The sequence below is a fragment of the Ammonicoccus luteus genome (genome assembly GCF_050880385.1).
Taxonomy (GTDB): Bacteria; Actinomycetota; Actinomycetes; order Propionibacteriales; family Propionibacteriaceae; genus Enemella.
The window spans coordinates 776,655-789,854 of the sequence record NZ_JBNZCI010000001.1 but is presented as its reverse complement, the minus strand read 5'-3'; the positions used below and the strand labels follow the sequence as shown (position 1 = coordinate 789,854).

At 66.0% G+C, this 13,200-nt stretch carries 16 protein-coding genes and 1 other RNA gene; 9 read left to right on the top strand and 8 right to left on the bottom strand.

What is annotated here, in order from left to right; genetic code table 11:
* Positions 1-44: 44 nt before the first annotated feature.
* Positions 45-953: a bifunctional riboflavin kinase/FAD synthetase gene (locus ACQ260_RS03670; protein WP_432558034.1), complete on the top strand. Its 909-nt coding sequence runs from the start codon at positions 45-47 to the stop codon at positions 951-953.
* Here the strand turns inward: ACQ260_RS03670 and ACQ260_RS03665 are convergent.
* Positions 937-1,245 carry an AzlD domain-containing protein gene (locus tag ACQ260_RS03665; protein WP_432558033.1) on the bottom strand — a complete coding sequence of 103 codons (309 nt, stop codon included), beginning with the start codon at positions 1,243-1,245 and terminating at the stop codon, positions 937-939. The two genes, ACQ260_RS03670 and ACQ260_RS03665, sit on opposite strands and share 17 nt — an antisense overlap.
* On the bottom strand, positions 1,242-2,000 hold the full coding sequence (locus tag ACQ260_RS03660; protein WP_432558032.1) for an AzlC family ABC transporter permease: 759 nt from the start codon (positions 1,998-2,000) through the stop codon (positions 1,242-1,244). The genes ACQ260_RS03665 and ACQ260_RS03660 overlap by 4 nt, the downstream gene beginning before the upstream one ends.
* A gap of 144 nt (positions 2,001-2,144) precedes the next feature.
* Here ACQ260_RS03660 and prfB point away from each other — a divergent pair, with 144 nt between their 5' ends.
* The 5 genes from prfB to smpB all read left to right on the top strand — a co-directional run bounded on the left by prfB (position 2,145) and on the right by smpB (position 7,237).
* Positions 2,145-3,257 carry a peptide chain release factor 2 gene (gene prfB / locus ACQ260_RS03655; protein WP_432558031.1) on the top strand — a complete coding sequence of 371 codons (1,113 nt, stop codon included), beginning with the start codon at positions 2,145-2,147 and terminating at the stop codon, positions 3,255-3,257.
* 195 nt (positions 3,258-3,452) lie between these two features.
* A complete protein-coding gene (ftsE, locus tag ACQ260_RS03650) occupies positions 3,453-4,139 on the top strand; it encodes a cell division ATP-binding protein FtsE (RefSeq protein ID WP_432558030.1) in 687 nt (228 codons plus the stop codon).
* A 54-nt stretch (positions 4,140-4,193) separates the two neighbouring features.
* The gene (gene ftsX / locus ACQ260_RS03645) at positions 4,194-5,096 is read left to right on the top strand and encodes a permease-like cell division protein FtsX (RefSeq protein WP_432558029.1); all 903 of its coding nucleotides are present in this window, start codon (positions 4,194-4,196) and stop codon (positions 5,094-5,096) included.
* Positions 5,097-5,237: 141 nt separating this feature from the next.
* Positions 5,238-6,635, top strand: coding sequence for a peptidoglycan DD-metalloendopeptidase family protein (locus ACQ260_RS03640; protein WP_432558028.1), 1,398 nt, complete (start codon positions 5,238-5,240; stop codon positions 6,633-6,635).
* A gap of 128 nt (positions 6,636-6,763) precedes the next feature.
* On the top strand, positions 6,764-7,237 hold the full coding sequence (gene smpB, locus ACQ260_RS03635) for an SsrA-binding protein SmpB (RefSeq protein ID WP_432558027.1): 474 nt from the start codon (positions 6,764-6,766) through the stop codon (positions 7,235-7,237).
* A gap of 43 nt (positions 7,238-7,280) precedes the next feature.
* Here the strand turns inward: smpB and ACQ260_RS03630 are convergent, their stop codons facing one another.
* Entirely contained in the window at positions 7,281-7,652 is a 372-nt protein-coding gene (locus ACQ260_RS03630) for an FKBP-type peptidyl-prolyl cis-trans isomerase (RefSeq protein ID WP_432558026.1), read from the bottom strand.
* Between the two features lie 119 nt (positions 7,653-7,771).
* Here ACQ260_RS03630 and ACQ260_RS03625 point away from each other — a divergent pair, with 119 nt between their 5' ends.
* Complete coding sequence (locus ACQ260_RS03625; protein ID WP_432558025.1) at positions 7,772-8,422, top strand: DUF1707 and DUF4870 domain-containing protein; 651 nt, start codon at positions 7,772-7,774, stop codon at positions 8,420-8,422.
* Positions 8,423-8,592: 170 nt separating this feature from the next.
* Positions 8,593-8,961: a transfer-messenger RNA gene (ssrA, locus tag ACQ260_RS03620) on the top strand.
* A gap of 86 nt (positions 8,962-9,047) precedes the next feature.
* Here ssrA and ACQ260_RS03615 read toward each other — a convergent pair.
* From ACQ260_RS03615 to ACQ260_RS03590, 5 genes are all read right to left on the bottom strand, one after another.
* On the bottom strand, positions 9,048-9,614 hold the full coding sequence (locus ACQ260_RS03615) for a helix-turn-helix domain-containing protein (RefSeq protein WP_432558024.1): 567 nt from the start codon (positions 9,612-9,614) through the stop codon (positions 9,048-9,050).
* 78 nt (positions 9,615-9,692) lie between these two features.
* Positions 9,693-9,935 (bottom strand): thioredoxin family protein, encoded by a 243-nt coding sequence (locus ACQ260_RS03610; RefSeq protein WP_432558023.1) that lies wholly within the window; start codon positions 9,933-9,935, stop codon positions 9,693-9,695.
* Between the two features lie 14 nt (positions 9,936-9,949).
* On the bottom strand, positions 9,950-10,987 hold the full coding sequence (locus ACQ260_RS03605; protein WP_432558022.1) for a permease: 1,038 nt from the start codon (positions 10,985-10,987) through the stop codon (positions 9,950-9,952).
* A complete protein-coding gene (locus ACQ260_RS03600) occupies positions 10,988-11,284 on the bottom strand; it encodes an ArsR/SmtB family transcription factor (RefSeq protein WP_432558021.1) in 297 nt (98 codons plus the stop codon).
* A 364-nt stretch (positions 11,285-11,648) separates the two neighbouring features.
* A complete protein-coding gene (locus ACQ260_RS03590; RefSeq protein ID WP_432558019.1) occupies positions 11,649-12,425 on the bottom strand; it encodes a dioxygenase family protein in 777 nt (258 codons plus the stop codon).
* 163 nt (positions 12,426-12,588) lie between these two features.
* On the opposite strand from ACQ260_RS03590, the gene ACQ260_RS03585 reads away from it, so the two are divergent.
* Entirely contained in the window at positions 12,589-13,143 is a 555-nt protein-coding gene (locus tag ACQ260_RS03585; RefSeq protein WP_432558018.1) for a YqgE/AlgH family protein, read from the top strand.
* Positions 13,144-13,200 lie beyond the last annotated feature (57 nt).

Here is a 13,200-nt window from a genome sequence, read left to right as displayed (position 1 = left end):
CGGCATCGCTAGGATCGCCGCGGACGAATCGAGGAGGGCAGGACGTGAAGCCAGCCAGCGTGGTGGTCATCGGCAACTTCGACGGTGTGCACAAGGGCCACCAAGAGGTGCTGCGCACCGCGCGGGAGCTTGAGCCCGGTGCCCGGCTCGTGGCGGTCACCTTTTGGCCCCATCCGATCTCGGTCGTGCGACCCGGCTCCGAACCGCTGCTCCTGTGCGACCTCGAGGAGCGTGTGCACCTGCTGCAGCAGGCCGGCGCCGACGTCGTCGAGGTCATCTCGTTCGACCGGGAGCTCATGGCGATGAGCCCGGAGGACTTTCTGACTTGCTATATCCGACCGCTCAATCCCGTTCGCGTCGTGGTGGGGCAGAACTTTCGGTTCGGTCATCGGGCCAGCGGCAACGTGGACACACTGCGGGCGTGGGGCAAGGGCCGGTTCGAGGTCACCGGGCTGGAGCTCCTCCTCACCGACCATCTCGAGACGAGCTCGACCGAGATCCGGGGGTTGCTCGCCGAGGGCAACGTGGCCGAGGCGGCGCATCACCTCGGCCGCCCGTTCCGCTTCACCGGCACCGTGGTCGTCGGTCACCAGCGCGGGCGCGAGTTCGGTTTCCCCACGGCCAATCTTCCGGTTCCGGCCGGCTTCGCGGCGCCTGGTGCGGGGGTGTACGCAGGGTGGATGCGCGTGGCGGAACCCGCTGATGCTCCCGTGTGGCCGGCGGCGATCTCCGTGGGCACCAATCCGACTTTCGACGACGTGCCGGCCGTCGTCGTGGAAGGCCATGCGCTCGACCACGATGACCTGGCGCTTTATGGCGTCACGCTTCACGTCGACTTCGTGGAGCGGTTGCGCGGCAACGTCCGATTCGGAGGCATTCCACAGTTGATCGAGCAGATCGGCGCCGACGTCGAGCGGACGCGCGAGGTTCTCGGGCTCAGCCCCAACCGCTGAGGCGCACGACGGCCGCGGCGGCGGCACCCAACACCACCACGAGCAGATAGGGCGCCCGGAGCGCGCAGGCGCCGATTGCCACCACCAGCGCGGCGAGCCGGGCGTCGATGCGCAGCGCCTGGCCGTCGCCGAAGGTGTTCATCGTGATCAGCGCGGCAAGCAGGCCGACGGTGAGGATGCCCGCGAGCCGGGTTACGCGCGGCGACTCCAGGCGCGATGTGGGGATGAGATAGCCGGCGCCTTTGGTGGCGTACGCGATCAGACACGCCAGGAGAACCCAGAACCACATCATCGATCACCATTTTCGGCCTGGTGCGGCGCTTCGGCACGATCCGCGGTGAAATCGCGTTCGAGCCCTTCGTTCGCCGGCCCGCGGGCGGCGATGGACATCAGTGCTGCCACTGCAGCGGCAACGAGGATCGGCGCTCCGGGTGGCAGAAAGGGAATGCACAGCGCTGTCACCACGCCGCAGATCACGGCTATGGCGACTGGCTCGCGGTTGCGCAGGCGTGGCCAGAGCAGCCCGACGAACGCCGCCACCGCCGCACCGTCGAGGCCCCACTGCCGGGGATCGCCCAGGGCGTTGCCCGCCAGCGCCCCCACCAGGGTGAAGGTGTTCCACAGCGCGAACACGCCGAGACCCGCGCTCCAGAAGCCGCGGTGTCGCTCGATGGGCGATTCCTGGCCCATGGCGACGGCGGCAGACTCGTCGATGGTGACGTGAGCGGCGACCGGCCGACGCCAGCCGCGAGGACGCAACAGGGCATTCATCTGCATGCCGTAGATGCCGTTGCGCAGGCCCAACAGTGTCGCTGCCGCCACGGCTGCGGGGCCACCACCGCCGCCGGCGACGACGCCGATGAAGGCGAACTGGGAACCCCCGGTGAACATCAGGAGGCTCAGCGCTTGGGCCTGCCACACATTGAGGCCGGACGCGACCGCGAGGGCGCCGAACGAGATGCCATAGAGACCGACGGCCAGCGCGATCGACAGGCCGGCGCGAAAGGCGGGTGAGCGGCGCAGGGGGTCGGCGGTGGACGCAGTCACGAACGGGGGCTCCAGGTTCGGTGTCAGGGTTCCTCGTCGGACAGTCTCGACCTCGGTGCGGGGTTCGTCCAGTCCGGAACAAGCGATGGTTGTCCGGCGACCGGTGGCGCCGAACGGTGGCGCGGGCGACTAGACTCACTCCTTGTGGCTGTTGACTTCGGAAGTTCCCTGTCCCACCTCGAACGCTCGATGAGCGCCATCGAGGCGGTTGTCGACCCTGAGAGCAAGAAGGCGGAGATCGCCGAGCTCGAGGAGCAGGTCGCGGCACCGGACCTCTGGGACGACCAGGCCAACGCTCAGCGGGTCACGTCGCGACTCTCCGCGTTGCAGGGCGAACTCGAACGGGTCGGTGGGCTGCGTGCCCGCCTCGACGATCTCGCCGTGCTCGTCGAACTCGCTGAGGAGGAGGGGGACGCCGAATCGATGGCGGAGGCCGAGCGAGAGCTCGGTCGCATCACCAAGGACATCGAAGCGCTGGAGGTCCGGACCCTGTTGTCCGGGGAATACGACGAACGCGAAGCCATGATCACCATCCGGGCGGAGGCCGGCGGTGTCGACGCCTCCGACTTCGCCGAGAAGCTGATGCGGATGTATCTGCGGTGGGCCGAGCGGCACGGCTACGGCACCGAGGTCTATGACACGTCCTATGCCGAAGAGGCCGGCATCAAGTCGGCCACGTTCAGCGTCAAGGCGCCATTCGCCTATGGGACGCTGTCGGTCGAGCAAGGCACGCACCGGCTGGTGCGGATCTCCCCGTTCGACAACCAAGGCCGTCGCCAGACCTCGTTCGCCGGCGTTGACGTGCTCCCGGTCACCGAGGAGACCGACAGCATCGAGATCCCCGAGAACGAGATGCGGATCGACGTCTTCCGCTCGTCGGGCCCGGGTGGGCAGTCGGTCAACACGACGGACTCCGCAGTGCGGATCACCCACCTCCCGACCGGCATCGTCGTCTCGTGCCAGAACGAGAAGTCGCAGCTGCAGAACAAGGCGGCGGCGCTCCGGGTCCTCCAGTCCCGATTGCTGGAAAAGGCCCGGGCCGAGAAGGAAGCCGAGATGAATGCCCTCAAGGGCGGCGGCAGCGGTTCGTGGGGCGAGCAGATGCGCTCCTATGTCCTGCACCCCTATCAGATGGTCAAGGATCTGCGCACCGAGCACGAAACGGGGAACACGACCGCGGTGTTCGACGGTGAGATCGACGGCTTCATCGACGCGGGGATCCGCTGGCGCAAGCGTCAGGAAACCGCCACCGACTGAACCCGGGCGGGGAGTGGGAGGCGCGCCGAGGTTGTCATCTGATCTGCGCGGGCGGTCGGTCAACACTCCCACGGTGAGCAAATACAGCGGGACGCCGGAAACGTACGCCTACACTCGCTGCAGGCCGTTCCCCTGCTGACCGCGTCGGGGCATGCCCAAACGGCATGATCGTCTAGCCCGGCCCGGACAACGCACGTGATTCGATTCGAGAACGTCACCAAGACCTATGACGGCCAGCGTCGGCCGGCGCTGAAGAACGTGGACGTGGAGATCGGCAAGGGGGAGTTCGTCTTCCTTGTCGGGCCCTCGGGGTCGGGCAAGTCCACCTTCATGCGCTTGATCCTGCGTGAGCTGCGGCCGACCACTGGCAAGGTCTGGGTGGCCGGCAAGGATCTCACGCGGCTGCCGAACTGGAAGATCCCCGCGCTGCGGAGGCAGATCGGCATGGTGTTCCAGGATTTCCGGCTGTTGCCCGGCAAGACCGTCAACCAGAACGTCGCCTTCGCTCTGCAGGTGATCGGCAAGCCGACCAGCTTCATCCGCAAGGCCGTCCCCGAAACACTGGAGATGGTCGGTCTGGGCGGCAAGGGCGACCGGCTGCCGGAGGAACTGTCCGGTGGTGAGCAGCAACGCGTGGCGATCGCGCGCGCGTTCGTCAACCGGCCCCAGGTGCTGATCGCCGACGAACCGACCGGCAACCTCGACCCCGCGACCAGTGTCGGGATCATGAAGCTGCTCGACAAGATCAACCGGTCCGAGACCACCGTCGTCATGGCGACCCATGACTCCACCATCGTCGACCAGATGCGCAAACGCGTGATCGAGCTCGACGACGGTGAGCTGGTGCGCGATCAGAGCAAGGGGGTCTACGGCTACCAGTGATCACCAGCAGCCTCCGAATCTGCCCCATCACCATGAACCTCCAGGAAAGCTGACATGCGCCACACCCTGTCCGAAACGTTCAACGGCCTCCGCCGCAACCTGACCATGACGGTTGCGGTGATCGTGACCATGTGGGTGTCGCTGTCGCTGTTCGGTGTCGGTCTGTTGGCGAATCAGCAGGTCGATCTGATGAAGGGCAACTGGTACGACAAGATCGAGATCTCGGTCTTTCTCTGCACCGCCGACACGCGTGGCGACAATTGCGATCCGGGCCAGGAGGTGACCCAGGCGCAGAAGGACGTGATCGAGCAGACGATCCGCACCAACCCGGAGGTGCAGGACGTGTTCTTCGAGTCCAAGGAGCAGGCCTACGACGAATTCCGCAGAGCCTATGAGGGCAGCCCGATCCAGGACTCGCTGACCGTGGACCAGATGCAGGAGTCCTTCCGGGTGAAGCTCATTGACCCGGAGCAATACCAAGGGGTCGTGTCCGCCGTGTCGGGCCTCAAAGGCGTGCAGGCGGTCCAAGATCTCCACCAGGTCCTCGACAGCCTCTTCGGGTGGCTGAGCCTCCTGCAGTGGGGGACCATCATCGCCTCGGTGCTGTTGCTGATCGCGGCGGCACTGCAGATCGGCAACACGATCCGCATGGCGGCTTTCGCGCGGCGCAGGGAGATCGGGATCATGCGGCTCGTCGGTGCTGGGAACCTGCACATCATGCTGCCGTTCCTGCTCGAGGCGCTCATCAGCGCGATCATCGGCATCGTGCTCGCATGCGTCACACTGGCCGCAGCAGTTTACTTCCTTATCATCAAGAACGCTGAAGTCTTGATCAAGGCTTCACCCTGGATTGGCTGGCCACACACGGGTTTGGCCATGTTGGGAGTTGCCATCGTCGGAATCTTGCTGTCAATAATACCAACGCTGATAGCGACCAGAAAGTACTTGAAGGTGTAACGACCGGGTGGGCAACCACCCCGACAGGATTGGGGACCAGCTGTGCAACGGGATCTTCCCACCGCCCTCACCGGCGGCCCGCTAAACAGCGATGCGTCACGTCGACGTCTCGCCACCTCCAGATCCGGGGCAGGACGGAACGTGCGTCGGTTCGCCGCCGGTCTCGCCGTGCTCGCGCTCGGCATGACCGTCGCCGTGCCGGCTTGGGCCGACGACCTCGACAACCAGCGCGATCGGATCTCCCAGGACCTCACGGCCGCGCAGTCGCGACTCGACTCGGACATCAAGTCGCTCGCCAATGCGACCTCGGCACTCAAGCAGTCGCAGGGGCAGCTGACCCAGGCACGCGACCAACTCGCCGAGACCCACCGGCAGCTGACCCAGGCCCAAACCGACGACCAGGCCGCTGCCGGCCGACTGGCCCAGGCCCAGAACGAACTCGAGGCAGCCAAGGCAGCCGTCGCCGAGGGCGAGCGCAATGTCGGCGCCCAGCGCATCGAGGTCGGCAATGTCGTCAGGACTCAATACCAGCAGCGCACGAACATGGTCGGCATCGGCATGGTCGTGACAGGCGCCAGCACCGGCGACATCAACAACCGGGTGCAATGGTCGACGACGATGTTCGACTCCACCCAGGCAGAACTCGACAAGCTCGAAGCGCTGCAGGCCCAACTGGTCGCCGCGCAGGAGCGGCAGGCTCGCATCGAACAGCAGATGGCGGAAGAGCGGGCGGCTGCTGCGGCCAACCTGGTCAAGCGCCAGCGACTCGCTGCGCAGGCAATCGAGGAGGAGCGGGCCGTAGCCCTGCTCGTCGAGGCCAACGCCAATGCCGAGCTCGTCGCGGGACAGCAGCTCCAGGCCAGCCAGAACCACGCCCGGGCGCTGTCCGCTGAGCAGACAGACGTCGAGACTCGCATCATCGCGCGCATGCGTGCCCAGGAGGCCGAGGCCGCGCGGCTCGCGGAAGCTGCGCGCCTTGATCGGGAGAACCGGGCCGTCGAGCGGTCCCGGGCCGACATCGAAGCCGCCCGGGTGAGGGCGGAGACCGAAGCGGCGCAGGAACGAGCCGATCAGGCCAGGGCGCAGGCGCAGGGCGGTGCGGCCGCCGTGCCTGCACCCCCGGCCCCAGCAGCTGCGCCGGCCAGCCCGTTCATCAAGCCCTCGTCCGGACCGGTCACCTCGCGCTATGGGATGCGGCTGCACCCGGTGCTGAAGGTGTGGAAGCTGCACGACGGCACGGACTACGGCGCAGCGTGCAACACGCCGCTGCGCGCGGCCGCCGATGGTGTGGTGACCGAGCGCTATTACAACGCCGGTTATGGCAACCGCCTGATGATCGATCACGGCCGGGTCGATGGGCAATACATCACCACGGGCTACAACCATGCGACGCGCTACACGGTCAGCCCGGGCCAACGCGTCAAGCAGGGTGACGTGATCGGATATGTCGGCACGACCGGCTATTCGACCGGATGTCACCTGCACCTCATGACCTGGGTCAACGGCAAGGTCACCAACCCGCAGACCCTGGGTTTCTGATCACCTTGTGATCATCCCTCAGCACCGCGCCGCGTTTTCCTCCCGAGGGGAGCGAGAGGAAAATGCGGCGCGGTGCTGTCGTCGTGGGCGCTAGGCTAAATCGTTCGGACGACGGGGGCAGGAAACGCATGGCCAAGGAAAAGGGACGCACGATGGTGGCGCAGAACAAGAAGGCTCGCCACGACTATCACATCCACGACACCTATGAGGCGGGGCTGGTGCTGACCGGCACGGAGGTGAAGTCCCTGCGTCAGGGGCGCGCCTCGCTGGTGGATGCCTTCGCGACCGTCGATGACGGCGAGGTCTGGCTCCGTCAGGCGCACATCCCTGAATACAGTCACGGCACCTGGACCAACCACACTGCGCGCCGCACGCGCAAGCTCCTGCTCAACAGGCGGGAGATCGACCGCATCAGCCGAGCCCTGCAAACCACCGGCAGCACCCTCGTCCCGCTGTCGCTCTATTTCAGCGACGGCTATGCGAAGGTCGAGATCGCGGTGGCGACCGGCAAACGGGAATACGACAAGCGCGAGACGATCCGTCGACGCGATGCGAACCGCGAAGCCGAACGGGCGCTCGCGGACCGACAGCGCCGCCGCTGAGCCACGAGGCCTCAGCGACGCCCCCGAGCTCAGGGGCGGGTGCTCACTGAACGGCGACGAGATCGCAGACGAAGATCAGGGTCTCGCCCGGCTTGATCACGCCTCCCGCGCCGTGCTCGCCATAGGCCAGATGCGGGGGAATCACCAGCTTGCGTCGACCGCCGACCTTCATGCCCTGGATCCCCTGATCCCAGCCGGCGATGACGCGCTGGGCCCCGAGTGGAAACGCGAGTGGCGCACCGCGATTCCAGGACGAGTCGAACTCTTCCCCGGTGGAGAACGACACACCCACGTAGTGCACCTGCACGACCTTGCCGGCGACGGCCTCGTCGCCATCACCGACTGTGATATCGGTAATCTCGAGATCCGCAGGAGGCGGGCCGTCGGGGAAATCCACTTCTGGTTTGGTGTTCATGGGCCGGACTCTACTGGGGCGCCCCAGCTCCACGGGGACCTCCTTCCCCACTTCGCTCAGGGAGACACCCGGGACACGCCCGATGGCCCGATGCAGGCGACCGAGGAAGAATAGGAGCCATGACCGGACAGTTCCCGCAGTATTCCGACTATGTGCCCGCGAGCTCGAAACCGCAGCCCGTGCATCCGAGCCTCGGCCTTGGCGTGACCCTTGATGAACGTGACCGGGCGGAGCGCTTTTTGGCAGATGCTTATGCCGACGGGCGCCTCAACGAGTTCGAGTTCGACGGACGCATGGAGCAGGTGCTCCAAGCGCAGACCCGGCGGGATCTGAACCAAGCGTTCTATGGCCTCGTGGATGTCCCGCCGACCTCCAAGGCGCTGGGACTCCATCCGGCTTATCGACCGAACCTCGTGCGCCAGGATGCCGGCAGCAGCAGCGGGCGCGCCGCCGCGGCCATCGCCCACTTCTCGCCGTTCGTCTCCTGGATCTTCGGCCCGCTGCTGGTCAATCTGGTGGCGACCCCCGGCAGCTTCGCCAAGCGCGAGGCGGCGAAGGCGTTCAACTTCCAGTTCGTGTCCACGCTGTTCTTCATCGTCGCGATGATCGCCAACGGCATTGTCGACGACCGGTTCGGCTGGCTGATCGGCTTTGCCTGGATCGCTTGGTTCGTGCTCACGATCGTCGGTGGCGTCAAGGCTGCTCAGGGTGAGAACTGGCAGAACCCGGCTCGCAAGATCGCTCGCTGGGAGATTCTCAAGGAGAAGTGAGCCCGCGGGGAGCAAGACGACACAGGTCTGGGAATAACTCGGTGACCGGTCAGCGTTGTCTGCGATAGCATGAACACTTCGGATCGGCTCTTCGGCCGATTCGGCGCCACGGGCCTCAGGGCGAAGTGGCGCGCCGCTCCCGCCTCCGGGCGGGGGTGCCAACTGAACAGGGGGGTGATCGGTTTCGACTTGGGGCGATAGTCCTGAGGGAAGCGGGTCGAGGAGCCACAGTTATCTCGTTAACGCTCTGTGGAAACCAATAAGTGCCGACAACAAGCGCACTGACTTCGCTCTCGCTGCCTGAGCAGTGACCGAAGGGTCAGCCCGGACTTAGCCTTCGGTCCGGTTCCTGGCCTCATTCAGAAGGCTCGCTCCACCGTCTTTGTCCTGGGGACGGTGGGGGACTTTTCCAGGACTGGGCCCGGCTGCGACGTGTCAGTGCGAGTGCAGGGGCCGAGCAGACCGCGACACTGACTGCACCCGGAGAAGTCTCAGGTCATCCTTCGAGGACCGGGGTTCAATTCCCCGCACCTCCACCCCTGTGAAGGCCCCGCCGGCTCCTGCCGGCGGGGCTTTCGTCATGTTGGATTCGTGTGACGCTGTTTGGCTCTGGAAAGCGGAGGGCTCACCTGCAGGAACTGAGCCAGCGTTGCGCGGCGTACGCCGCCCCAGCGTGAACATCTGGGACGGACTGGAGGCGTCGGTCGATGTTCCCGGGTCCACGAGGACCGGTGAGCACTCGCTTGATTCCGCCCAAGTCCTCTTCCTTGATGAGTTGCAGCCAGCGGTCGAGGTTGCAGTCGAGGTTGCATTCGTGGGGCTGCCCGGTTACCCGACCGCGCAGGTCGATGAGGTTCTTCTTCATGGTCGGGCGCCAGATGGGCAGGGTGCTGCGGTTCAGTTGTGACGCGATCTGGCGGTGAAGACGCCAGGAACGAAGTTCTGACCGGGTCAGGTCAGGCTCGACAACGCTACGAACTACCTGCAAGCGCCGACCCATGCAGGAGAGCAGGCGGTCCAGTTGCTCATCGCTCAGCTCAACTCGTCCGGATAGGAATTGGCTGATGCTCGGCTGATGCACTCCACTGAGTCTCGAGAGCAGGCTCTGGCTGGTGTGCGTCTCCCGCATCACCTGCCGCAGCAGTTCACTTCGGTCGCTCATGCCTAGGGTATAGCAAAGGATGCTATACACACCTGTGTCGGTAACAGGCTCTTCTGCCTGCGGCCAGCTGGAGGCGGAGTGTTTGGTCGTTAGTGCGACCGCTCCGGCCTACGCCGACGCCGCCTTCAGCAACTTCATGATCTCCGCAGGGCTGGCAACCTTCCCGCTCAGCACCACTTTCTCGTCGATCACCAGGCCAGGCGTCTTCATCACGCCGTAACCCGCGATGTCGCCGTACTCGGTGACCTTCACGATGTCGGCATGGAGCCCGAGTTCCTTGAGCGCCGCCTTGGTGTTCTTCTCCAGGTTCTGGCAGTTCTTGCAGCCAGGCCCGAGCACCTTGATCCTCATTGTGTGTCCTTTCGTCATCCGAACAGGTTGAACAGGAAGCCGAGTGCCATGATCCCGAGGGTCACGGCGCCGAAGTAGAGGGCCAGCAGCCGTGGCTTGAGCACGCGGCGCAGCATGATGGCCTGCGGGATCGACAGCGCGATGGAGCTCATCATGAACGCCATCACGGTGCCGAGCGACATGCCCTTGGTCCACAGTGCCTCCCCGACGGGGACAACGCCCGCGCCGTTGACGTACAGCGGCATGCCCGCGACCGTCGCGACCACGACGGCGAACGGGTTGTCCGGTCCCGCGAAGCGCGCGAAGAAGTCCGCCGGCACCCAGCCGTGGATCGCGGCGCCAAGTGCAACGCCCAGCAGCACCCACTTCCACACGTCACCGAAGATGTCCTTGGTCTCCTCGACGGCGGCGTCAACGCGCTGGGGCAGAGTGGGCTTGTGTCCGCCGGTGTGGAGCGTCGCGACGCGGCCGCTCTTGACCACGTCCTCCACCCACGGCTCGAGGTTGAACCGCGAAAAGATCCAGCCGATGAGGATCGACAGGACGCTGCCGGCTACCAGGTAGGCGAGCGCGATGCCCCAGCCGAACTGGTCGCCGATCATGATCGCCGCGATCTCGCTGACCAGAGGGGAGGCGATCAGGAATGTCAGCGTCACCGAGAGGGGAATGCCCGCGGCGACGAAACCGATGAACAGCGGGATTGAGCTGCACGAGCAGAAGGGTGTGACCACCCCGAGCGCGACGGCGAGGACGAGGCCGACGAACAATCCGCGGCCTTCTAGGAACGTGCGGGCCTTCTCCAGGTCGAGCGACGCCCGCAGCATCCCGACGACGAACATCAGGCCTAGCAGTAGCAGGAAGATCTTGACCGTGTCGTAGAGGAAGAAATGCACCGCGCCGACCGGCCGCGATTTCAGGTCGAGTCCCAGCAGGCCGACCAGCGCGTCCCAGCCCCGCTCGTTGGCCAGCCAGAGGGCGACCCACAGCATGGCGCCGCCGGCGAGCATCAGGCGCAGCCGCGTGTCGTTGCGGCTCTCCAGCGCCTGGACCACCTAGCCCACCCCCGCCAGTGACGGCAGCGCGGCGTGCAGGCGGTCGAGAGCGTCGTCGGCGAGGCTGTAGTCCATCCACTTACCACGCCGCGAGACCGTGACGAGGCCCGCGTCGCGTAGCACCTTGAGGTGGTAGCTGAGCTTGTTGTCGGGGATCGGGGGATCCGGCTGGAGATTGCAGACGCACCGGGTGCCCTCTCGGGCGAGCGTCTGCACCACCTGCAGGCGGATGGGGTCGGCGACGACCGCCAGCAGTTGCGCCCGCGCCGGCACTTCAAGCTGATTCGATTCAAACACGTTTGAAGTGTACACCTGCCGCGTCGCTCCCACGGATGCTGTCAACCCCGTCACCATCGAGGCCATGGCCGAGCGGGGCATCGACATCTCCCGCGAGTTCCCCAAGCCCTGGACCGACGAGACGGTTCGGGCTGCTGACGTGGTGGTCACAATGGGCTGCGGCGACGCCTGCCCCGTCTTCCCCGGCAAGCGCTACGAGAACTGGGGAGATCGACGACCCGCACGCCGAAGACCTGCCCACCGTTCGCCGCATCCGCGACGACATCGAGCGCCGCGGGCGCGACCTCATCACCCAACTCCCCGCCAACGCCAAGTGAATCAATCGAAAGCGAACCCGCTCTTGTCGCGAGGGTTCGAAGCAGGCTCAGTCGAACTGCCACGAGCGCTTCGCGAGCCCGAACCAGAACCCGTCGATCACCGACGTGGGCGTACCGGTTCCGGCATCCGCCGCGCCCAGCGCGACGTATAGGGGAGCCCAGTGCTCGGTGCGGGGATGGGCATCTCTGGCGGCGGGAGCCACGGACTCGAAGTTGAGGAGGGCGTCGATGTCACGGGCTGCGACGGCTTCCGCGGCCCATTGGTCGAACTCCACCGACGGCGTCGGAGCCGGCGCATCGGCGGGGTTGCGCGGATTGAACCAACGCAGGTTGTGGGTCGTGAACCCGGAGCCGATGATGAGCGTGCCGGAATCCCGCAGCGGCGCCAGCTGCCGACCTATGTCGAAGAGCGCCTGCGGAGCAAGGGTCGGCAGAGAGAGTTGCAGCACCGGGATGTCGGCGTCGGGAAACATTTCCTTCAGCGGCACATAGGCGCCATGGTCCAGGCCGCGGTCGTGGTCGGCGGCGACGTTTCCTGCGCCGATCATCCGCGCGACGTCTCCGGCCAGCTCCGGCGCCAGCGGAGCGGGATAGGTGACGGTGTAATAGCGTTCCGGGAAGCCCCAGAAGTCGTAAAGCAGCGGACGCTCTTCGCGGTGGGCCGACACGGAAATCGGTTGGGCCTCCCAGTGTGCGGAGACCATCAGGATGCTTTTCGGCCGGGGAAGACCGCTGGACCACTGGGCGAGTTCACGGGTCCACAGGGCGTCGTCGGCCAAGGGCGGCGCGCCGTGGCTGAGGAATATCGTGGGCTGACGGGTCATGTCCTCACCTAACATTGAAGGTTCAACTAATATTCCATGGTGTCCAGCGCACGGTCAAGAGTCGGTCCGGTGGCCCCGGTAGGGTGCCCCCTGTGAGGGGAGACGAGACACGCAGGACCGCCGCGGCTGGGCAGGGGAGGCGTGCAGCCGGCGGGGGGTGCTCATGAACGCGGTGAGCCCCGGCGATCTCCTCATCTCCCACGTCGTGCTGCAGGACGGCGTGTTCGACTTCACGGTCGTCCTCATCATCGATGCCGACACCAGCGGCACGCTGGGCGTCGTGCTCAACAAGCGCTCCGACCTCGAGTTGGCGTCGGCCCTCCCCGGATGGGAAACGGTGGTGTCCGAGCCGCGCGTGCTGTTCGACGGCGGACCCGTGTCCCGCAACGGCGCGATCTGTCTCGCGAGTGTCGGCAGCGATGAGGAGCCGCCGGGTTGGCGACGGATCTTCGAATCCGTTGGCCTGCTGCACCTGGACACTCCCATCGAACTCGTGGCGGGTGCCTATGACGCGATGCGGATTTTCGCGGGGTACGCGGGGTGGGCGCCCGGCCAGCTGGAGTCAGAGCTCGCCCGCGACGCGTGGTTCGTTGCCCGATCGCGCCATGACGACATCTTCGGAATCGATCAAAGCGACCTGTGGCAGCGAGTGCTCCGCCGTCAGGACCCGGACACCGCGATCTATTCGACCTGGACCGACAGCCCCGACGACAACTGATCGGTGGCTGAATGCCGCAGACACACCGGGGTTCGGGGAACCGCCGGTCCGCGTGCG

Bases quoted from the DNA above. Each gene is read 5' to 3' on its own strand.
- ACQ260_RS03590 (WP_432558019.1), bottom strand. From the start codon at position 12,425: ATGACCCGTCAGCCCACGATATTCCTCAGCCACGGCGCGCCGCCCTTG.
- ACQ260_RS03585 (WP_432558018.1), top strand. From the start codon at position 12,589: ATGAACGCGGTGAGCCCCGGCGATCTCCTCATCTCCCACGTCGTGCTG.
- smpB (WP_432558027.1), top strand. From the start codon at position 6,764: ATGGCCAAGGAAAAGGGACGCACGATGGTGGCGCAGAACAAGAAGGCT.
- ftsX (WP_432558029.1), top strand. From the start codon at position 4,194: ATGCGCCACACCCTGTCCGAAACGTTCAACGGCCTCCGCCGCAACCTG.
- ACQ260_RS03630 (WP_432558026.1), bottom strand. From the start codon at position 7,652: ATGAACACCAAACCAGAAGTGGATTTCCCCGACGGCCCGCCTCCTGCG.
- ACQ260_RS03665 (WP_432558033.1), bottom strand. From the start codon at position 1,245: ATGATGTGGTTCTGGGTTCTCCTGGCGTGTCTGATCGCGTACGCCACC.
- ACQ260_RS03625 (WP_432558025.1), top strand. From the start codon at position 7,772: ATGACCGGACAGTTCCCGCAGTATTCCGACTATGTGCCCGCGAGCTCG.
- ACQ260_RS03610 (WP_432558023.1), bottom strand. From the start codon at position 9,935: ATGAGGATCAAGGTGCTCGGGCCTGGCTGCAAGAACTGCCAGAACCTG.